Annotated in this window: 14 protein-coding genes; 11 read left to right on the top strand and 3 right to left on the bottom strand. The window is 71.1% G+C overall.

All coding sequences use genetic code 11. From position 1 onward, the window contains the following. On the bottom strand, positions 1 to 1,344 hold the full coding sequence (locus AQI94_RS14340; RefSeq protein WP_031036421.1) for an amidase: 1,344 nt from the start codon (positions 1,342 to 1,344) through the stop codon (positions 1 to 3). Positions 1,345 to 1,593: 249 nt separating this feature from the next. On the opposite strand from AQI94_RS14340, the gene AQI94_RS14335 reads away from it, so the two are divergent. Both AQI94_RS14335 and AQI94_RS14330 read left to right on the top strand, forming a co-directional pair. Next, positions 1,594 to 3,414 (top strand): family 20 glycosylhydrolase, encoded by a 1,821-nt coding sequence (locus AQI94_RS14335; RefSeq protein ID WP_031036419.1) that lies wholly within the window; start codon positions 1,594 to 1,596, stop codon positions 3,412 to 3,414. Between the two features lie 12 nt (positions 3,415 to 3,426). Continuing rightward, positions 3,427 to 4,959 carry an alpha-L-fucosidase gene (locus AQI94_RS14330; protein WP_031036417.1) on the top strand — a complete coding sequence of 511 codons (1,533 nt, stop codon included), beginning with the start codon at positions 3,427 to 3,429 and terminating at the stop codon, positions 4,957 to 4,959. Between the two features lie 168 nt (positions 4,960 to 5,127). Here the strand turns inward: AQI94_RS14330 and AQI94_RS14325 are convergent, their stop codons facing one another. After that, positions 5,128 to 6,150 (bottom strand): LacI family DNA-binding transcriptional regulator, encoded by a 1,023-nt coding sequence (locus AQI94_RS14325; RefSeq protein WP_051831873.1) that lies wholly within the window; start codon positions 6,148 to 6,150, stop codon positions 5,128 to 5,130. 220 nt (positions 6,151 to 6,370) lie between these two features. Between AQI94_RS14325 and AQI94_RS14320 the strand changes: the two genes are divergently transcribed. The 6 genes from AQI94_RS14320 to AQI94_RS14295 are packed head-to-tail and all read left to right on the top strand — an operon-like array spanning position 6,371 to position 15,731. Next, positions 6,371 to 7,657 (top strand): ABC transporter substrate-binding protein, encoded by a 1,287-nt coding sequence (locus tag AQI94_RS14320; RefSeq protein WP_031036414.1) that lies wholly within the window; start codon positions 6,371 to 6,373, stop codon positions 7,655 to 7,657. 2 nt (positions 7,658 to 7,659) lie between these two features. After that, positions 7,660 to 8,556: a carbohydrate ABC transporter permease gene (locus tag AQI94_RS14315; RefSeq protein ID WP_031036411.1), complete on the top strand. Its 897-nt coding sequence runs from the start codon at positions 7,660 to 7,662 to the stop codon at positions 8,554 to 8,556. Further along, positions 8,553 to 9,383, top strand: a complete 831-nt coding sequence (locus AQI94_RS14310) for a carbohydrate ABC transporter permease (protein WP_031036406.1) — start codon at positions 8,553 to 8,555, stop codon at positions 9,381 to 9,383. The genes AQI94_RS14315 and AQI94_RS14310 overlap by 4 nt, the downstream gene beginning before the upstream one ends. 31 nt (positions 9,384 to 9,414) lie before the next feature. Continuing rightward, positions 9,415 to 10,662, top strand: coding sequence for a glycoside hydrolase 5 family protein (locus tag AQI94_RS14305; RefSeq protein WP_031036405.1), 1,248 nt, complete (start codon positions 9,415 to 9,417; stop codon positions 10,660 to 10,662). 13 nt (positions 10,663 to 10,675) lie between these two features. Continuing rightward, a complete protein-coding gene (locus tag AQI94_RS14300; RefSeq protein WP_031036404.1) occupies positions 10,676 to 12,667 on the top strand; it encodes an endo-beta-N-acetylglucosaminidase in 1,992 nt (663 codons plus the stop codon). 49 nt (positions 12,668 to 12,716) lie between these two features. Beyond that, positions 12,717 to 15,731, top strand: coding sequence for an alpha-mannosidase (locus tag AQI94_RS14295; protein WP_031036403.1), 3,015 nt, complete (start codon positions 12,717 to 12,719; stop codon positions 15,729 to 15,731). 109 nt (positions 15,732 to 15,840) lie between these two features. Here AQI94_RS14295 and AQI94_RS14290 read toward each other — a convergent pair whose 3' ends face one another. Then, complete coding sequence (locus AQI94_RS14290; RefSeq protein ID WP_031036401.1) at positions 15,841 to 16,542, bottom strand: FadR/GntR family transcriptional regulator; 702 nt, start codon at positions 16,540 to 16,542, stop codon at positions 15,841 to 15,843. Between the two features lie 204 nt (positions 16,543 to 16,746). Between AQI94_RS14290 and AQI94_RS14285 the strand changes: the two genes are divergently transcribed. Genes AQI94_RS14285 through AQI94_RS14275 form a run of 3 tightly spaced genes read left to right on the top strand, consistent with a single transcriptional unit; the run spans position 16,747 to position 20,328 of the window. Continuing rightward, positions 16,747 to 17,820, top strand: a complete 1,074-nt coding sequence (locus tag AQI94_RS14285; protein WP_031036397.1) for a sugar ABC transporter substrate-binding protein — start codon at positions 16,747 to 16,749, stop codon at positions 17,818 to 17,820. After that, positions 17,817 to 19,310: a sugar ABC transporter ATP-binding protein gene (locus tag AQI94_RS14280; protein ID WP_031036395.1), complete on the top strand. Its 1,494-nt coding sequence runs from the start codon at positions 17,817 to 17,819 to the stop codon at positions 19,308 to 19,310. Before AQI94_RS14285 ends, AQI94_RS14280 begins: the two co-directional genes overlap by 4 nt. After that, the gene (locus tag AQI94_RS14275; RefSeq protein ID WP_031036393.1) at positions 19,303 to 20,328 is read left to right on the top strand and encodes an ABC transporter permease; all 1,026 of its coding nucleotides are present in this window, start codon (positions 19,303 to 19,305) and stop codon (positions 20,326 to 20,328) included. The genes AQI94_RS14280 and AQI94_RS14275 overlap by 8 nt, the downstream gene beginning before the upstream one ends. Positions 20,329 to 20,342: the final 14 nt, after the last annotated feature.

Here is a 20,342-nt window from a genome sequence, read left to right as displayed (position 1 = left end):
TCAGTCGAGCGGCGCCGTCCGCCGCCACGGCTGCCGCCGCTCCAGCTCCTCCGCCACCTCCAGCAGCAGCGCCTCCGAACCCGGCCGGGCCACCAGTTGCACGGCGGTGGGCGCGCCCGAGGGCAGGGTGCCGAACGGGACCGACATGGCCGGCCAGCCGGTGAGGTTCCACGGCGGGGTCAGGGGCGAGTAGTTGGTGTTGACGAGGACGTTGCGCAGCCAGCCCCGCTCGTGCCAGGCCTCGGCCTTGGGCGAGCGGCGGGCCAGCGCAGGCAGCACCAGCACGTCGTGCTCGGCGAAGAACGGCTCCAGGCGCTCGCGCAGCTCCTCCCGTGCCCTGCCCGTCCGCACGGCCTTGACGAAGCGCCGGCCGATCGCCGCGTGCACCCGGGTGCGCCGGGCCAGGAGACGGGGGTCGAGTCCCTGGGCGTCCACCGAGGTACCCGCCGTCCAGGTGGCCAGGGACGTGACGCCCAGCGAGAGCGGGTACGGCGGGTCGGCGCGCCGCACCTGATGCCCCGCCTTGATCAGCAGTCCGGCCGCCTCGCGGACCGCGTGCGTGTACGGCGCGCTGATCGTGACCCCGGCGAGCGGGCTGCGCAGGGACACGGCGATGTCGAGGGTGGCGGGAGTGTCCCGTCGTACGAACTCGGTGCCGGCGAGGACCGAGAGCAGCAGCCGCGCGTCCTCGACCGTGGTCGCCAGGGGGCCGTTCTCGGACATGCCGAACCAGTCGCCGTCGCTGATGCCGGCCGGTACCACTCCCGACCCGGGCTTCAGTGTGACGAGCCCGCAGTTGGCCGCGGGGATGCGCAGGGAGCCCATGCCGTCGTTGCCGAGGGCGATCGGGACCAGCCCCGCGGCGACCGCGGCCGCGCTGCCACCGGACGAGCCGCCCGCCGTGCGCGAGGTGTCCCACGGGTTGCGGGAGGTGCCGTGCACGCCCTCCGTGGTGCCGAAGACGCACAGCTCCGGCACGTTCGTCAGCCCCACGACCACCGCGCCCGCGGCCCGCAGCCGGGCCACGACCTCGTGGTCGGCCTCTGCGGGCGAGTCCGGGGTCGCGACGGAACCGACCCGGTTGGTCTCACCGCGCACCGCGAGGTTGTCCTTGACGGCCACGGGCACCCCGGCCAGGGGCAGTTCACCGAGATCACCCCGGGAGCCCACCTCGTCGGCCTCCGCCAGTGCCGCCTCGGCGCGCACCACCCGGAACGCCCCGATCCGCCCGTCGAGCTTCTCGATCCGGGCGAGGTGCTCGGCCACCACCTCCCGGGGCGTGGCCCGCTTCTCGCGGACGGCGGCGGCGATCTCGGCGGCGGTACGGCCGACCCAGCTGGTCACGTGCGCTCCTCGGGGCTACTCGCGAGTACGTAGGGAGAACTCTGCCCGGAGCCGGACCGCACGTCGAGAGCGCTCGCGCTTGGACATTCGGACCGGTCTTCTTGGACTTTTCGCGAGGAGCGAGGCCGGGAGAAGGGCATCGACCAGCAGGTCATCCGATCTCTGTCTCAACTCTCGACTGTTTTCACACCGTTGACAGTGCATCTGACGACCTCAATCATCAGCCGTCCGATGAATAGGGAGTCGCTCATGAGGAAACGGCTGGGATTCGCCGCCGTCATGGCACTGCTGGTGCTGCTCCTGGCACCCGTTCCGGCGGTGGCCCGTCCGGACCAGCGGGCGCCGGTCACCGTGCCCGCCCTGACCCGCTGGACTCCGGAGTCGGGTGCCTACGCCTTTCGGTCAGGGGCCCGGCTGGTCGCGGACGGCCCGGCCGAACGCCGGGTCGCCGACACGCTGGCGGGCGATCTGCGGGCGGCCGGCCATGGCACGGTGCCCGTCGTGCGCGGTGGAGCCCGGACCGGTGACATCGTTGTCGACATCAGGTCCTCGCGGACCTCCCTCGGCGCCGAGGGCTACGAACTCCACGCCGGCAGCCGCCTGTCCATCACCGGGGCGACCGAGACCGGCGCCTTCCACGGCACGCGTACCCTGCTCCAGCTCCTCGCGCAGGACGACCGGATCCCGGCCGGACGCACGGTCGACGTGCCGCGCTACAAGGAACGCGGTGTGGGTGTGTGCGCCTGCTACATCCACATCTCGCTGCCCTGGCTGGAGAACCTCGTCCGCGAGATGGCCTACAACAAGCTCAACCAGCTGCTCGTCGAGCTGAAGGTCAAGAGCGACGCCCACCCCGAGGCCAACAGCTGGGGCTACTACACCAAGGACGAGATACGGCAGCTCGTCGCCCTCGGCGACAAGTACCACGTCGAGATCATCCCCGAGATCAACTCCCCGGGGCACATCGACCCGTGGATCGAGAACCGCCCGGACCTCCAGCTGACCGACTCCGACGGCGCCAAGCAGCCCTCACGTCTCGACATCACCCAGCAGGCGGCCTTCGACTACTACACGGGCCTGATGGACGAGTACGCCCAGGTCTTCACGGCGAAGTCCTGGCACATGGGCGCCGACGAGTACATGCTCGGCTCCGACTTCGCCAAGTACCCGCAGATCCTCAAGTACGCCCGGCAGAAGTACGGTCCGGACGCGACCCCGCAGGACGCCTTCGTCGACTTCGTCAACCGCGTCCACGACCACGCGGCGAGCAAGGGCATCGGGCTGCGCATCTGGAACGACGGGCTGACCGGCGCCAACACCGTGCCGGTGAACACCGACACCACGGTCGAGCACTGGCTGAACGTCGCGGTCAAGCCGAGCGGGCTCATCGCGCAGGGCTACTCGGTGATGAACTCCGCCTACTCGCTCTACCTGATCCGCGGCGGCTTCCACAGCGACACCGAGTCGCTGTACGACCAGAAGTGGGACCCGCGCAGCTTCGAGGGCGAGCGGCTGGCCTCCTCCCACGGGGTCACGGGCGCGAAGATCAGCCTGTGGCCGGACAACGGACGCGGTGAGACCGAGAACGAGGTCGCCGTGCGGCTCTGGCCCGCCCTGCGGCACGTCGCCCAGGCCACCTGGGGCGATCCGCATCCCGACGCGAGCTACACGGAGTTCGCGGAACGCGGTACCGCTGTCGGGCACGCGCCCGGTTGGCGGGACCTGACCCGGGTGCCGGTGGCGGACGGGACGTACACCTTCGGGCGGTCCTTCACGGCCTCGGTGCAGCGCACGGCGGACGGCTATGTGACCCTCCGGTCGGCGGCCGGCTGCCTCGCGATCAGCGGCGGCAAGCTCACGCTCAACGTGCCGCTCCAGCCCGGCGTCGAGGCGACCTGGGACACCTGCGACCCGACGAACACCCTGCAGCGCTGGGAGCTGGAGCCCGCGCCGGGCGGCCACCGACTCGTCAACGCGATCACCCGGATGGCGCTCACGGTCACGGACGACGGCCGGATCGTGCAGGACCCGGCCGACCAACGCACCCCCACAGTCTGGCACTTGAGCTGAGGAGCCCCCCCCATGACCGTCTCCAGACGCCTCTTCGTCACCGCCGCGGCCGGCCTTGCCGTGACCGGCGTTCCGGGCCGGGCGGCCGCCCTCGACGGTGACGGCTGCTACCGCATCCCCGTCTCGCCGGACGACACCGAGGCCGACCTCGTGCGCAAGGCGTCCCAAGTCCGGCCCACCGCACGGCAGATCGCCTGGCAGAGCCTGGAACGGACCGCGTTCCTGCACTTCGGCGTGAACACCTTCACCGGCCTGGAGTGGGGCACCGGCGACGAGGACCCGGACGTCTTCCAGCCGGCCGGCCTCGACACCGACCAGTGGGCGGCCGCGCTGAAGGACGGCGGCTTCAAGCTGGCCATCCTCACGGTCAAGCACCACGACGGCTTCGTGCTCTACCCCTCCCGCTACACCGACCACACCGTGGCGTCGAGCAGTTGGCGGGACGGGCGGGGTGACGTCCTGCGCTCCTTCGCCGACTCGATGCGACGGCACGGACTCAAGGTCGGCGTCTACCTCTCACCGGCCGACGAGAACCAGTACCTCCACGGCGTCTACGCCAACGGCAGCGCCCGCTCCCCGCGCACGATCCCGACCCTCGTGGCGGGCGACGACCGTACGCCGGACCGCTCCTTCACCCTCCCCGCGACCGACTACGGCGCCCACATGCTCAACACCCTGTATGAGGTGCTCACCGAGTACGGGCCCGTCGACGAGGTGTGGTTCGACGGCGCCCAGGGACACATCCCGCCCGACAAGGTCGAGAGCTACGACTGGGACAGCTGGTACACCCTCGTACGGTCCCTCGCCCCGGACGCGGCGATCGCCGTCACCGGCCCCGACCTGCGCTGGGTCGGCAACGAGAGCGGCATCGCACGCGAGGACGAGTGGAGCGTGATCCCGGTCAAGGAGAACCAGTACGGCCGCACCGACTGGGCGCTGTCGTACGACACACCCGACGAGGGCAGCCGCGCCGCCCTGGTGAAGGCGCAGCCCGCGACGGACCACCTCCAGTGGTGGCCCGCCGAGTGCGATGTCTCCATCCGCGACGGCTGGTTCTACCACGCCGACCAACAGCCCAAGTCCGTCGACTACTTGACGGAGATCTTCTTCGGCTCGGTGGGCCGCAACGCGGTGCTCCTGCTGAACGTCCCGCCGGACACCGACGGCCTGCTGCACCCCACGGACGTCGTCCGGCTGCGGGAGTTCCGTGAGCGCGTCGACCGCGAGCTGCCCCGCGACCTTGCGCGGGGCGCGCACCGGACCACGGCACCGGGCCGGGTCACCCTGGACCTGGGCCACGAGCGGGAGGTGGACCGGGTCCGCCTCGCGGAGGACATCCGGCACGGTCAGCAGGTGGAGGACTTCGTCGTTGAGGCCTTCCGCGACGGCACCTGGACCGAGGTCGCGGCCGCCGGGACGATCGGCGCGAGCCGCATCCTGCTGCTGCCGTCTCCGGTGCGGGCCCGGAGATGGCGGCTGAGGGTGACACGGTCCCGAAGTGCCGTACGGGTGGCGGAGTTCGGGTTGTACCGATCCGAGGTCTGAGGGGGCCGGGGGCCGGGCCACCGGATCGCGGGCGGTCGGGTGGCCCCTTCAGTCACCGGGGCAGCGACCGGCCGAAGGGCATGAGGTCCTGTTCCCGGCCGGGGGAGCCGCTCGCATCCGCTTCCTCGCCCGACCGCCCTGCTCCTCCGCCCGATCCGACCGGACGGCTCACCGTGGCGGGCGCGCGGTGCGCGCGGCCGCCGTGCTGTCCCGCACGATCAACCGGGGCACCGGCACCCGTACGGTCCGGGCCGGGCCGCCGTCCAGCAGCGCGGTCAGTTCGGTGGCCGCCGTGCGGCCGAACTCCACGCTGTCCCGGGACAGGGCCGACAGCCAGGGCTTGACCATGCGGCACAGCGCCGAGTCCTCCCAGGCCACCACCGACACGTCCGCGGGGACCGAGCGGCCCAGTTCGGTCGCGGTGGCGACTCCGGCGAGGGCCATCACGTCGTTGTCGTAGATCAGCGCGGTAGGCGGGGCGGACGCCTCAAGGACCCGGCGGGTCACGGCCGCGCCCTCCGCGTCGGAGTAGTCGGTGGTCACCGATTTCACCGCGGTCAGCCCGCGCCGCTCGGCCTCCGCGCGCAGGGTGCGGATGCGGCGCTCGGTGTGGGCGAGCCCCGGCAGGCCCGCGATGTGGACGATCCGCCGGTGGCCCAGCGCGTACAGCTCGTCCACGACCGCGGCCATCGCGCCCGCGTCGTCCGCCCAGACGGTCGACAGCCCGGGATGGCGTTCGTCGGGGGCGCCGCCGATCACCACGCCGGGCAGGCCCAGTTCGTCGAGAACCCCGGTGCGGGGGTCGTCGGTCCGGGGGTCCACCACCAGTACGCCGTCCACCCGGTGCTCGGCCCACCAGCGCCGGTACACCGCGCACTCGTCCTCGACGTCCTCCACCACCTGGAACAGCAGGCCGAGGTGACGCTCCGCCAGCACCTCCTGTATCCCCGAGACGAGCTGGAGGAAGAAGGAGTCGACGCCGAGCGTCTCGGCGGGGCGGGCGAGGACGAAGCCCACCGTGGCGGCGCCCTCGCCGGACAGCGCGCGGGCCGCGGTGCTGGGGCGCCAGCCGAGTTCCTCGGCGACCTGCCGTACCCGGTCGCGGGTGTCCTCGGAGACCCCGGGCCGGCCGTTCAGCGCGAAGGAGACCGCGCTCTGGGAGACCCCGGCCCGCCGCGCGATGTCCTTCATCGTGGGCCTGCGGACAGGTGACCGCTTGCCTGACACGCTCTTTCCCCCTTTCCGCGACGGTTGGTCCGCGCAGAATGTACTAATGCGGTTCAGTGGCGTCAACCTAATACGCATTAGTCACTAAACACATTAGCTGTGCGAGATGCATTGACGGGCCCGCGGGGAGGCGTGCAGGGTCTCCGTCGTTGGCCACCTCCGCCGCGAAGGAGAACGGTTCGCCGTGCCCATTTCCCGCAGAACCCTCGCTGCCGCCGCCGTCTGTGTCGTCCTGCCGCTGAGCGGCTGCGGCTCCGGCGACGACAGCGGTTCGAGTGACGCCTCCGGCAAGATCGAGGGCGACATCACCTTCCAGACCTGGAACCTCAGGGCGAATTTCAAGGACTACTTCGAGGGCCTGATCGCCGACTTCGAGAAGAAGTACCCCAGCACCGACGTGAAGTGGATCGACCAGCCCGCCGAGGGCTACGCCGACAAGATCAGCGCCGATGCCGCGGGCGGCACCCTGCCCGACGTCGTCAACGTGTCCCCGGACCTGGTCGCCCCCCTCGCCAAGGCCGGCCTCGCGCTCGACCTCGACAAGGCGGCCGGACAGTACAGGAAGGAGTACCTGGACGGCGCCTGGGCCAGCCACCGGATACCGGGCATGAGCGGCACGTACGCCTTCCCCTGGTACCTCAACACCGGCCCGCTCTTCTACAACAAGTCCCTCTTCGAGGAGGCCGGGATCGACCCCGACCAGCCGCCGAAGACCTATGACGAACTCTTCACCGACGCGCTCGAACTGGCGAAGAAGAGCGACGGCAAGGTCGCCACCCTCGCCAACGTGCCCACCGTCGAGGACTTCGGCCGCTACGGCGTCCCGCTCATGAACTCCGAGGGCACCGCCTTCGCGTTCAACGACGCCAAGGGGGTCGAACTGCTCACCAAGTACAAGGAGTTGTACGACGCCAAGGCGCTCGACCCGCAGGCGCTGACCGCCACCCCCGAGTCGTCCGGCAAGAAGTTCCTCACCGGGGCCGTCGCCATGAACCCCGGCAGCGCCCTGGACCTCGGCAACTTCAAGAAGCAGGCGCCGAACCTGTACCGGAACATCGGCATCACCGACCAGATCACCAGCACCGGACACGTCAACATGTACGTGATGGGCGTGATGGTCAACGCGCAGACCAAGAAGAAGGCCGCCTCCGTCGCCTTCGCGCACTACGTCACCGACGCCGAGCACCAGATGTCCTTCGCGAAAAAGGTCGCCATCTTCCCGAGCACCGCGGGATCGCTGGACGACCCGTACTTCACCAAGGAGGACGGGACGGACGAGACGCGGGTCCGGATCGCCGCCGCCAAGTCCCTGAAGAGCGCGGTCAACTACACGCCCGTGCTGTTCAGCGAGCAGATGAAGACGGCCCTGCGCAACGAGGTCGCCAAGGCGTTGCAGGGCAAGGAGAGCCCGAAGGAAGCTCTCGACAACGCTGTCAAGGCCTGTGACACCCTGCTCCAGCAGCAGGGATAGTCATGGCCGCTGTCTCTCGGGCGCGCCGGGTGCGGCGCCAGCTGCCGCTGAGTCCCTGGTTGTTCGCCGCTCCCGGGCTGCTGATCATCGGCGTGTTCATCCTGTACCCGTTCGTCTCCACACTGGTCAACGCCTTCACCGACAAGCGCACCCTGATCCCCGGCGAGTTCGTGGGCCTCGCGAACTTCCGTGAGCTGCTGCACGACGACATGTTCTGGATCGGCCTGCGCAACAGCACCCTGTACGTCCTCGGAGTCGTGCCCGCGCTGGTGATCCTGCCGCTGCTGCTCGCGCTGCTGGTCCAGAAGAACATCCCCGGCATCACCTTCTTCCGGTCCGCCTTCTACACCCCGGTCGTCGCGTCGATCGTCGTGGTCGGACTCATCTGGGTCTGGCTCCTCGACGAACGCGGCCTGATCAACTCGTTGCTGGAGGCCGTCGGGGTCGGCCGGGTCGGCTTTCTGAGCGACCAGTGGCTGCTCCTGCTGAGCGCCATGGCGGTCACGGTGTGGAAGGGCCTCGGCTACTACATGATCATTTATCTGGCCGCGCTGGCCAACGTGCCGCGTGAGCTGCACGAGGCCGCGGCGGTGGACGGGGCCGGGGCGATCCGGCGGTTCGTCACGGTGACCGTGCCCGCCGTCCGTTCCACCATGGCACTCGTCGGGGCGCTGTCCTCGGTCGCCGCCTTCAAGGTGTTCTCCGAGGTCTACCTGATGGCCGGCCCGAGCGGCGGACCGGCCGGCGAGGACACCACGCTCGTGATGCTCGTCCAGCGCACCGGCACCGGACTGACGGGCCGGGTCGGCTACGCGTCCGCGATCTCGGTCGTCGTCTTCGTCGTCACCGTCGCGCTGATGCTGCTCGTGCTGCGAGCCGATCGGAGGGGGGAGGCATGACCCGGACACGCAAGGGCGAACTGGTGCTGCGCTACGTTCTGTTGCTCGCCGTCCTGGCCCTGACCGTCGGCCCCTTCCTCTGGCAGCTGTCGACCTCGCTCAAGGGCCCCACGGAGGACATCTACAGCTCGCCACCGTCCTTCTTCCCTCGGCACCCGACCCTGCACAACTACGAGCGCGTCTCCGACACCATCCCCGTCTGGGACTACGCCTTCAACTCGCTGAAGGTCGCCACCGCCAACGTCGTGACCAACTGCGTCGGTTCGGCACTCGCCGGCTACGCCCTGGCCCGGCTGCGCTACCGCGGTCGCCGCGCGGCCACCCTCGCCTTCGTCCTGGCGATGCTCGTGCCCGTGGAGGGCATCATCATCGCCCAGTTCACCACCATGCGGGAGCTCGGCCTCAACAACACCCTGGTCGGCGTGGTCCTGCCCGGCTGCATCGGCGCGATGAACGTCCTGCTGATGCGCAACGCCTTCCTCAACCTGCCCTACGAGATCGAGGAGGCGGCCTACGTCGACGGCGCCGACGTCTGGCAGCGGTTCCTGCGGATCGCGCTGCCGTCGGTGAAGGGGACCGTGGCCGTCGTCGCGATCTTCGCCTTCATGGGCGCCTGGGACGACTTCCTGTGGCCGCTGATCGTGTTGAGCGACCCCTCGAAGTTCACCCTCACCATCGGCCTCAACTACCTGCACGGCACCTTCGCCAACGACGAACGGCTCGTCGCCGCGGGCACGGTCATCGCCGTGGCCCCGCTGATCGCCCTCTTCGCCGGTCTCCAGCGGTACTTCTTCCGCGGAGTGGGCGAGGGGGCGGTGAAGGGCTGAACCCCCGCTCCGCGTCTGACAAGGACTCCGCATGCCTGCTGCCGTGCGCTTCGGCGTCAACTACACCCCGAGCGTCGGATGGTTCCACCACTGGCTCGACTTCGACCTGGACGCCGTCCGCGCCGACCTCGACTCGATCGCCGCCCTGGGCCTCGACCACATTCGGGTCTTCCCGCTGTGGCCGTACTTCCAGCCGAACCGCACCCTGATCCGGGAGCGTGCCGTAGCGGACCTCGTACGGCTCGTCGACGCCGCCGCCGAACGCGGACTCGACGTCAACGTCGACGGTCTGCAAGGGCACTTGAGCAGCTTCGACTTCCTGCCGGCCTGGACACGGACCTGGCACCGGAGCAACCTCTTCACCGACCCGCGGGTCGTCGAGGGCCAGGCCGCCTATCTGCGCACGCTGGCGGCGGCGCTGGCGGACCGCCCCAACTTCCTCGGCATGACCCTCGGCAACGAGATCAACCAGTTCTCCGCCGCCCCCCATCCGGACCCGGACCCGGCCACGCCCGAGCAGATCGACGCCTGGCTCACCCGCATGCTGGCCGCCTGCGAGGAAGGGGCGCCCGGCCGGCTGCACCTGCACGCCGAGTACGACGCCACCTGGTACCAGGACGACCAGCCCTTCACCCCCGCCCAGGCCGCCCGCCACGGCACCGTCACCGCCGTGCACTCCTGGGTCTTCAACGGCACCGCCCAGCGTCACGGCCGCACCTCCGTCGAGAGCGAGCACCACGCGGCCTACCTCGTCGAGCTGAGCAAGGCCTGGGCCGACGACCCGCACCGGCCGGTCTGGCTCCAGGAGGTCGGCGCACCCGCGCCGCTCGTCCCGCCCGAGCACGCCGCCGCCTTCACCGAGGCGACCGTGGCCGGCGCCCTGGACTGCCCCGACCTGTGGGGCATCACCTGGTGGTGCTCCCACGACGTGTCCCGGGACCTGGCCGACTTCCCGGAACTCGAGTACGGGCTCGGCCTGTTGACCAACGACCGGCAACCGAAGGACACGGCCCGGGTGCTGGAGCGGGCGGCACGCGCCGGCTCGGCCGCCCCGGACCGCCGTACGACCGCTCTGGTCGTCCCCGCCGACCCCGGCTCCCGCTCGCTCTGCGCACCCGGCGGCCCGGTCTACGACGCCTGGTTCCGGCTGGTCGCCGACGGCGCCCGCCCCACCACCGTCCTCGACGCCCGTGCCGCCGACCGGGACCACCTGTCCGCGCGCGGCATCACCGAGGTCGTCACCCCCGATCAGGTACTCCCACCCCACAAGGACCACTAGGAGGCACCCGCTCGTGAACCCCACCAGACGCACGGTCCTGTTCGCCGCGACCGCGACGGCGCTGCTGCCCGCCCTCCCCGCGCAGGCCGTGACGGCGACCGCGCTCCAGCCGTACGCCACCTACTGGTACCCGGACTCCCTGCCCGCCGGCAGCCCCGGCGCCGGCATCACCTGGCGCAGCCTCAAGGCGTGGCGGCCCGCCGACGACGCCGACCTCGCCTTCAACGCGGCCTCCGTGCCGCTCGCCGCCCGCTTCACCCCGACGCCCGCGAACCCGACGGCACGCGCCGACCAGGCCCGCGTCCAGTCGCTGGTCTCCTTCGGGCCCACGGCCGGCAACCCCTCGCAGGGCTCGGCCACGTCCGACTACTACGCCTTCGGGCACTGGGCCTACGTGGACGAGCTGGTCTTCTGGGGCGGCTCGTCCGGCGAGGGGCTGATCCTCGCGCCGAACGCCCCGATCGTGGACGCCGCCCACCGCCACGGCGTGCCCGTCCTCGGCACCATCTTCCTGCCGCCGGTCGCCTACGGCGGACAGCTGCGGTGGACCCGGGACCTGGTGCAGAAGGACGCGGCGGGGCGGTATCCGCTGGCGGACCGACTCGTCGCGGTCGCCACGGCGTACGGCTTCGACGGCTGGTTCGTCAACGCCGAGACCGGCGGAGGGGACGCCGCCCTCGGGGCGGACATGCTGGGATTCGTACGGGAGCTCAAGTCCCTCTCCGCGGCGAAGGGCCAGCGGGTCACCTGGTACGACTCGATGACCGTGGGCGGGACGGTGAGCTGGCAGGGCGCGCTCAACAGCCGGAACCAGCCGTTCTTCGAGACCGCGGACGACATGTTCGTCGACTTCCGTTGGACGGCGGGCAGTCTGGCCTCCTCGGGCACGCTGGCACAGCGACTGGGCCGCAGCCGCTACGCGTTGTGGGCGGGCGTCGACGTGGAGGCGAACGGCTGGAACACGTCCGGGAACTGGGACGCGATCGTGCCCCGGGACCGGGCCCATGTGACCTCGATCGGGCTGTACCGGCCGGAGTGGACCCGCAACCACCTGCCCTCGGACCAGCGGGGACCGGAGCACTTCCACGCGGCCGACGACCGCTTCTGGACCGGGGCGTCGCTCGATCCCTCGCGGCCGGACGCCACGGACGGCTGGCGGGCTCCGGCGGTGTCGGTCGCGGACCGGTCGACGGTCACCGCGCTGCCCTTCGCGAGCGTGTTCAACACCGGGCACGGGCTGCGGTGGTACGAGGAGGGGACCGTCACGTCGGAGACCGCGTGGAACCACCTCGGGCTGCAGGACCGGCTGCCGTCGCGGCGGTGGGTGGTGCGGACGGACGGATCGCGCCCGGCCGTCTCCTTCGACTTCGCGGACGCCTGGCGGGGCGGCAGCAGCGTCCTCGTGGCCGGTGTCGTGGACGCGCCGGTCACCGTGGACCTGTACACCGTACGGCTGCCGATCAGCGGTGACACGGTGGTCGAGCTGACCCATCGGACCGACGAGGGCGAGGTGGGCGTCGAGCTCGCGGTGGCCACCGCCGACCCGTCCGCGCCGGGGGCGACACCGCCGTACACCTACCGTCCGGTGACCACCGGCGACGGCTGGCGGACCTCGACCGTACGGCTCACCGGGCTCTCCGGGTCCCTCCACACGCTCGGCGTACGGCTCACCGGCGCCGGCTCGGTGAAGTGGCGGCTCGGCGCGATCGCCGTGCACGACACCCACCGCACCCCCTGCCCGCCCTCCGGACTGCGGGTCACCGCGGCCTCGGGCGGCGACCTGCGCCTGGCCTGGAACCGGGCACCCGGCGCCGTACGCCACTACACCCTGCACCGGCTCCTGCCCGACGGCACCCGGCGCTTCCTCGGCGCCACCTGCCAGCAGGCCTGGTTCGTCGCCGGCCTGCGCCCCGAACAGGGCGAGCGGCAGGCACGGTTGGAGCTGCGCGCCGTGGGGGAGCTGTACTCGTCGTCGGACCCTGTGACCGTCACCCATCCCTGGTGACCCCGTGACCCACCTCTGGTAACCCCCGGAACCCTGGAGAGCACCCCGCATGCATGACGACCGCAGCCTGGTCGAGGCCCGCCTCAGGCGCGTCCTCGACGAGCGCCTCCGCCCCGCCGTGTACCCCGAGTCCGTGCCGCTGGAGGTGGCGGTGTGGCACGCGCCCGACGAGCCGGTGCCCGTCGCCGAGGGCCTGGCCGCCGAGCCGGAACCCATCGCGGTGGGCGCCCGCTGGGGTGCCCCCTGGGGCACCAGCTGGTTCCGCGTCACCGGGACCGTCCCCGAGGAATGGGCCGGCAGGACCGTGGAAGCCGTCCTGGACCTCGGCTTCGACGAGAACATGCCCGGCTTCCAGTGCGAGGGCCTGGTCTACCGGCCCGACGGCACCCCCGTGAAGGGCCTCAACCCGCGCAACCAGTGGGTGCGGATCGGCGCGCCCGTCGAGGGCGGCGAGGAGGTGCGCCTGCACGTCGAGGCCGCCTCCAACCCCGTCATCCTCGACTACCACCCCTTCCTGCCCACACAGTTGGGTGACAAGGAGACCGCGGGCAGCGAGCCGCAGTACCGGCTGGCGCGCATGGACCTCGCCGTCCTCGACGAGACGGTGTGGCAGCTGGTGATCGACCTGGAGGTGCTCGGCGAGCTGATGGCCGAGCTGCCGGTGGACTCGGCGCGCCGCTGGGAGATCCTGCGGGCGGTGGAGAAGGCGCTGGACGCCCTGGACCTCCAGGACGTGGGCGGCACGGCGGCACAGGCCCGCGTACGGCTGGAGACGGTCCTGACGGAGCCCGCCGTCCCCTCCGCCCACCGCATCAGCGCCGTCGGCCACGCGCACATCGACTCGGCGTGGCTGTGGCCGCTGCGCGAGACGGTCCGCAAGGTCGCCCGGACCACCTCCAACATGACCGCGCTGCTCGACGACGAGCCGGAGTTCGTGTTCGCCATGTCCCAGGCCCAGCAGTGGGCGTGGGTGCGCGACCACCGGCCCGAGGTGTGGGCGCGGGTCAAGAAGGCGGTCGCCGACGGGCGGTTCGTGCCCGCCGGCGGCATGTGGGTGGAGTCGGACACCAACATGCCCGGCTCGGAGGCGATGGCCCGTCAGTTCGTGCACGGCAAGCGGTTCTTCCTCGACGAGTTCGGCATCGAGAACGAGGAGGCGTGGCTGCCCGACACCTTCGGGTTCGCGGCCGGACTGCCGCAGATCATCAAAGCGGCCGGGTCCAAGTGGCTGCTGACCCAGAAGATCTCCTGGTCGCAGACGAACAAGTTCCCCCACCACACCTTCCGGTGGGAGGGCATCGACGGCACCCGGATCTTCACCCACTTCCCGCCCGTCGACACCTACAACTGCTCCATGAAGGGCAGCGAAATCGCCCACGCGGCAAGGAACTTCAAGGACAAGGGGGTCGCCCGGCACTCCCTCGCCCCCACCGGCTGGGGGGACGGAGGCGGGGGCACGACCCGGGAGATGATCGCCAAGGCGGCCCGCCTGCGCGACCTCGAAGGGTCGGCGGCCGTGGCCTGGGAGACCCCGGCGGAGTTCTTCGCCAAGGCCGAGGCCGAGTACCCCGAACCACCGGTGTGGGTCGGCGAGCTGTACCTAGAACTCCACCGCGCCACCCTCACCAGCCAGGCCAGGACAAAGCAGGGCAACCGTCGCAGCGAACACCTCCTGCGCGAGGCCGAGCTGTGGGCGGCGACCGCGGCCGTACGGGCCGGATTCCCCTACCCGTACGAGCAGTTGGACCGCATCTGGAAGACGGTGCTGCTCCACCAGTTCCACGACATCCTGCCGGGCTCCTCCATCGCGTGGGTCCACCGGGAGGCGCGGCGCACCTACGACCGGCTCGCGGACGAGCTGAACGGCATCGTCGACGCGGCCCAGCGCGCGCTGGCGGGGGAGGGGGCCCGGGAACTGCTCTTCAACTCCGCACCCCACGGCCGGCGGGGAGTCGCGGCGGGCGGCGCCGGACCCGCGGTCACCGAGGGACGGACCACGGTGACCGGGCGACCCGGCGGCGGGCACGTCCTGGACAACGGCGTCCTGCGGGTCGAGGTCGACGCCCGGGGCCTGGTCGTCTCCGCGTACGACATCGCGGCCGACCGGGAGACCATCGCGGCCGGGCAGGCGGGAAACCTCCTCCAACTCCACCCGGACTTCCCCAACATGTGGGACGCCTGGGACGTGGACGAGTTCTACCGCAACACGGTCACGGATCTCACCGGCGTGGACGGGATCGCCCCCGAGGGGCACGGGGTGCGGATCACGAGGACCTTCGGCGCCTCCCGCGTCAGCCAGCTCCTGTCGCTGGCGCCGGGGGAGCGGCGGCTGCTGGTGGACACGGAGGTCGACTGGCACGAGACGGAGAAGTTCCTCAAGCTCGCCTTCCCGCTGGACGTGCACGCCGAACGGTACGCCTCGGAGACGCAGTTCGGGCACTTCCACCGGCCCACCCACACCAACACCTCATGGGAGGCGGCGAAGTTCGAGGCCTGCAACCACCGCTTCGTGCACCTGGAGGAACCCGGCTGGGGCGTGGCGCTGGTCAACGACTCGACGTACGGCCACGACGTGACCCGTACCGTGCGCACGGACGGCGACCGGGGCACGACCACCACGGTCCGGGCGTCGCTGCTGCGCGCCCCGCGGTTCCCCGACCCGGAGACCGACCAGGGCGTCCACCGCTTCCGGCACGCGCTGGTCCCGGGGGCCGGGGTCGGGGACGCGGTGCGGGAGGGGTGGCGGATCAACCTGCCGGAGCGGTCCTTGCGGGGGTCCCAGGAGGTCGCCCCGCTCGTGTCGGTCGACCAGGAGGCGGTGGTCGTCACCGCGGTCAAGCTGGCCGACGACGGCAGCGGGGACGTGGTGGTCCGCTTCCACGAGGCGCACGGCGGCCGGGCACGGGCCACGCTCACGGCCGGGTTCGAGGTGGCCGGGGTCACGGCGACGGATCTGCTGGAGCGACCGTCGGCCGACGCCGCCCCGCTGCGGAGGGAGGGGAACGAGGTCTCGTTGCGGCTGCGGCCGTTCGAGCTGGTCACGCTGAGGTTCGCCAGGGCCTGAGCGGGGCCGGCGACAGGGGGCGGGTGAGACCCCGCCCCCGACAGGGGGGCGGGTGAGATCCGCCCCCCTCCTCACCGATCCTCCGTCCGCTGCTCGGCCCGCCCCGGGGTCACCCCCCGAGCTGCGCCCGCAGCCACTCCTCCACCTCGCCCACATGCGCGGCGGCCGCCGCCCGGGCCGCCTCCGGGTCGTGGGCGACCAGGGCCCGGTGGATCGCGGCGTGCTCGCGCCGGGTGCGCTCGAAGGCGCCCTCCTCCTGGTAGCCGCGCCAGACCCGGGCCCGGAAGGTGCGCGAGGACAGGCCCTCCAGGATCGCCGCCATCGTGTCGTTGCCGGCGGCCGCCGCGATCTCCCGGTGGAAGGCCAGGTCGTGGGCGAGGATCACCTCGGGGTCGTCGGTGGCGTTCATCGCCGTGAGGTGCTTCTCCACCTCGGCCAGCTGGTCGGGGGTGATGCGGGCGGCGGCCAGCGCGGTCGCCGTCGACTCCAGGATGCGGCGCACCTCCAGCAGCTCCACCAGCCGCGGGCCCCGGGACAGATCGGCGACCACGCCGAAGGTCTCCAGCAGGTCGCCCGCCTCCAGCTGGGTGACGTAGATGCCCGAGCCGTGCCGCGCCTCCAGCACGCCCAGGACCGTCAGCGCGCGGATCGCCTCCCGCATCGAACTGCGGGAGATGCCCAGCTGGACCGCCAGATCACGCTCGGTCGGCAGCCGCTGGCCCGGCTCCAGCCGGCCCTCGCCGATCATCGCCTTGATCTGCTCGATGGCGCGCTGCGGCACGCTTCCCTTCTGCGGGGCTGTCTCGTCCACGCCGCTCCTCCCCTCACCGGATGCCCCACACCGGGGGCGCCGCAGTCTATCCGGCGATGTGGTCGGACCACTATGGCCGGAAGAAGGGAAAAACTGCCGCCACGGGGTATTGCCAGGGGTGAGTGGTCTGATAAGTATGCCGTCATCTGCTCGAACACGCTCATGCTCGATCATGCGAGAACACGCTCAACGAGGAGCCGCCAGATGCCCGGCAGGACAGTGGGGAAGCGGAACAGGATTCGGATCATCGGTGCGGTGGCCGCGGCCGCGAGCGCCTCGCTCGTGCTCGCCGGGTGCGGCAGCACCAAGGACACCGGCAGCGCGGGCACCGGGGGCGGTGACGGGACCGGCAAGGTAGGCGTGATCCTGCCGCTGCTGACCTCGCCGTTCTGGCAGTCGTACAACGACTACGTGCCCAGGATGGCCAAGTCCGAGGGGGTGGACACGCTGAAGACGGTCAACTCCAACAGCGACCCCTCCCAGCAGATCACCGACATCAACAACGAGCTCAACCAGGGCGTCAAGGGCCTGGTCGTCGCCCCGCTGGACAGCGCCGCCATCGAGGCCGGCCTCGACCAGGCCGAACGCAAGGGCGTCCCGGTCGTCGCGGTCGACGTGGCCCCCGACAAGGGCAAGGTCGCCATGGTCGTCCGGGCGAACAACGTGTCGTACGGCGAGAAGGCCTGCCAGTACCTCGGGGAGCAGATCCCTTCCGGCAAGGTCGTGCAGATCATGGGCGACCTCGCCTCCGTCAACGGCCGCGACCGCTCCGAGGCCTTCCGGGCCTGCGTGAAGAAGAACTTCCCCAAGCTGAAGGTGCTGGAGATCCCCGCCAAGTGGGAGTCCGACGCGGCCGCCTCGCAGCTGGGCACCCTCCTGAACGCCAATCCCGACCTCAAGGGCATCTACATGCAGGCCGGCGGCGTCTACCTCGCGCCGACGCTGCAGACCCTCAAGTCCAAGGGGATGCTGAAGAAGGCCGGGCAGGCGGGCCACATCAGCATCGTCTCCAACGACGGCATCCCGCAGGAGTACGACGCCATCCGCAAGGGCGAGATCGACGCCACCGTCTCCCAGCCGGCCGACCTGTACGCCAAGTACGGCATGTACTACATCAAGGCGGCGATGCAGGGGAAGACCTTCAAGCCCGGCCCGACGGACCACGACTCCACGATCGTCAAGCTGTCGAGCGGCATCCTGGAGGACCAGCTGCCCGCGCCGCTGGTCACCAAGGACAACGTCGACGACCCCAAGCTGTGGGGCAACACGGTCAAATGAGCACCCCACTCGTGGAAGCCCAGGGGGTCGTCAAGCGGTACGGCCCCACGACCGCCCTCGCCGACGGCCGTCTCAGCGTTCTGCCCGGCGAGTCCCACGCGCTCGTCGGGCGCAACGGCGCGGGCAAGTCCACCCTCGTCACCATCCTCACCGGCCTCCAGTCCCCCGACGAGGGCACCGTCCGCTTCGACGGCGAGCCGGCGCCCCCGCTCACCGACCGGGACGCCTGGCGGAGCAAGGTCGCCTGCGTCTATCAGAAGCCCACCGTCGTACCGGAGTTGACGGTCGCCGAGAACCTCTTCATCAACCGGCAGCCGCTCCGGCGCGGGTTCATCAGCTGGCGCAGCCTGAAGAAGCAGGCGACCGAACTCCTCGACACCTGGGACGTGAGCGTCGACCCGGAGGCACGCACCGCCGACCTCAAGGTCGAGGACCGCCAGATGGTGGAGATCGCACGGGCGTTGAGCTTCGGCGCCCGCTTCATCGTCCTCGACGAACCGACCGCACAGCTCGACAAACGGGAGATCGAGCGCCTCTTCAGCAGGATGCGCTCGCTGCAGGACTCCGGGGTCACCTTCCTGTTCATCTCGCACCACCTCCAGGAGGTGTACGAGGTGTGCCAGACGGTGACGGTCCTCAGGGACGCCCGCTGGATCACCACGGCCCCGGTCGCCGACATGCCCCGGGCCGCCCTGATCGAGGCCATGGCCGGCGAGACCCTCGCCGAACAGGCCGTACAGCTCAGGCAGGTCGAGGACACCGCGCCCGTCCTCCTCGACGCCCGCGGCCTGACCTCCGACGCCTACGAGGACGTCGACCTCACCGTGCGCCGCGGTGAGGTCGTCGGGCTCGCCGGCATCAGCGGCAGCGGCAAGACCGAGCTCGCCGAGTCGTTCACGGGACTGCACACGCCGACGAGCGGCACCGCACGGCTCGACGGCAGGCCGCTGCCGTTCGGCGACGTACAGGCCAGCCTGAAGGCCGGCGTCGGCTTCGTGCCGCGGGACCGGCACGCCCAGGGCCTGGTCTTCGGCATGACCATCGGCGACAACGCCACCCTCAGCGTCCTGGACCGGCTCGGCCGCCACGGCTTCGTCGGCACCGACCGCAAGCGCGGCTTCGCCACCGAACTGATCGACCGCCTCGACATCCACACCGAGGGCCCCGACCAGCCCGTCTCCGATCTCTCCGGCGGCAACGCGCAGAAGGTCGTCATGGCCCGCGCCCTCGCCTCCGACCCCCGTCTGCTGGTCCTCATCAACCCCACCGCGGGCGTCGACGTGAAGTCCAAGGAGTCCCTGCTCTCCCGCGTGGACACCGCCCGCGAGGACGGCACCGCGGTCCTCGTCGTCTCCGACGAACTCGACGACCTGCGCCGCTGCGACCGCGTCCTCGTCCTCTTCCACGGCCGCGTGGTCGCCGAGCACCCGGCCGGCTGGCGCGACCACGAGCTGATCGCCTCCATCGAAGGAGTGGACCACCATGGCTGACACCCAGGCCCCGCCGGTGAAACAGGCGCGGGTGCCCGAGGCGCGGGCGGCCCGGACGGTCCTGCTGCGCCGCGCCCGCGAACTCGCCCTCGTGCCGGCCCTGTTGCTGCTCATGGTGCTCGGCGCGTTCGTCAACGACTCGTTCCTCACCGAGCGCAACCTGATCTCGATCCTCGGCGCGTCGGCCGCCCTGGCGATGGTGGTGCTGGCCGAGTCGCTCGTCCTGATCACCGGCAAGTTCGACCTCTCCCTGGAGTCGGTCGTCGGCATCGCGCCCGCCGTGGGAGCCCTCCTCGTCCTGCCCGCCGCCCAGTCCGGCTGGGGCACCGAACTCCCGGCCGCGCTCGCCCTGTCGGCGGTCCTCGTGGTCGGCGCGGTGGTCGGCGCCTTCAACGGCGTCCTGGTCGTGAAGTTCAAGCTCAACGCGTTCATCGTGACGCTCGCGATGCTGATCGTGCTGCGCGGACTGCTCGTCGGCGCCACCAAGGGCAAGACCCTCTTCGGCATGCCGGACAGCTTCTACTCCCTGGCCACCACGACCTTCCTGAACATCCCGATGTCCGTGTGGCTCGCCGCGGTCGCCTTCGCCGTCACCGGCCTCGTCCTGAAGTACCACCGCGTCGGCCGCTCCCTGTACGCCATCGGCGGTAACCCGGACGCGGCCCGCGCCGCCGGCATCCGCGTCGAACGCGTGATGCTCGGCGTGTTCGTCGTCGCCGGAGTCCTCGCCTCGGTCGGCGGCATCATGCAGACGGGTTACGTCGGCGCGATCAGCGCCAACCAGGGCCAGAACATGATCTTCACGGTGTTCGCGGCGGCGGTGATCGGCGGCATCAGCCTCGACGGCGGCAAGGGCACCATGTTCGGCGCCCTGACCGGCGTACTCCTGCTGGGCGTCGTACAGAACCTGCTCACGCTCGCTCAGGTGCCGTCCTTCTGGATCCAGGCCATCTACGGCGGAATCATCCTGGTCGCCCTCATGATCGCCCGCGTCACGACGGGGCGTGCCCAGGACTGAGCCCGGCCGCTCCG

Source organism: Streptomyces pseudovenezuelae, assembly GCF_001513955.1.
Classification (GTDB): Bacteria; Actinomycetota; Actinomycetes; order Streptomycetales; family Streptomycetaceae; genus Streptomyces; species Streptomyces pseudovenezuelae.
Note: the sequence above shows the minus strand (reverse complement) of the source record. Positions and strands in the feature narration are given on the sequence as shown.

Coding starts and splice junctions, on each gene's coding strand:
- AQI94_RS14305 (WP_031036405.1), top strand. CDS start 9,415: ATGCCTGCTGCCGTGCGCTTCGGCGTCAACTACACCCCGAGCGTCGGA.
- AQI94_RS14335 (WP_031036419.1), top strand. CDS start 1,594: ATGAGGAAACGGCTGGGATTCGCCGCCGTCATGGCACTGCTGGTGCTG.
- AQI94_RS14325 (WP_051831873.1), bottom strand. CDS start 6,150: ATGAAGGACATCGCGCGGCGGGCCGGGGTCTCCCAGAGCGCGGTCTCC.
- AQI94_RS14310 (WP_031036406.1), top strand. CDS start 8,553: ATGACCCGGACACGCAAGGGCGAACTGGTGCTGCGCTACGTTCTGTTG.
- AQI94_RS14315 (WP_031036411.1), top strand. CDS start 7,660: ATGGCCGCTGTCTCTCGGGCGCGCCGGGTGCGGCGCCAGCTGCCGCTG.
- AQI94_RS14275 (WP_031036393.1), top strand. CDS start 19,303: ATGGCTGACACCCAGGCCCCGCCGGTGAAACAGGCGCGGGTGCCCGAG.
- AQI94_RS14285 (WP_031036397.1), top strand. CDS start 16,747: ATGCCCGGCAGGACAGTGGGGAAGCGGAACAGGATTCGGATCATCGGT.
- AQI94_RS14295 (WP_031036403.1), top strand. CDS start 12,717: ATGCATGACGACCGCAGCCTGGTCGAGGCCCGCCTCAGGCGCGTCCTC.
- AQI94_RS14330 (WP_031036417.1), top strand. CDS start 3,427: ATGACCGTCTCCAGACGCCTCTTCGTCACCGCCGCGGCCGGCCTTGCC.
- AQI94_RS14280 (WP_031036395.1), top strand. CDS start 17,817: ATGAGCACCCCACTCGTGGAAGCCCAGGGGGTCGTCAAGCGGTACGGC.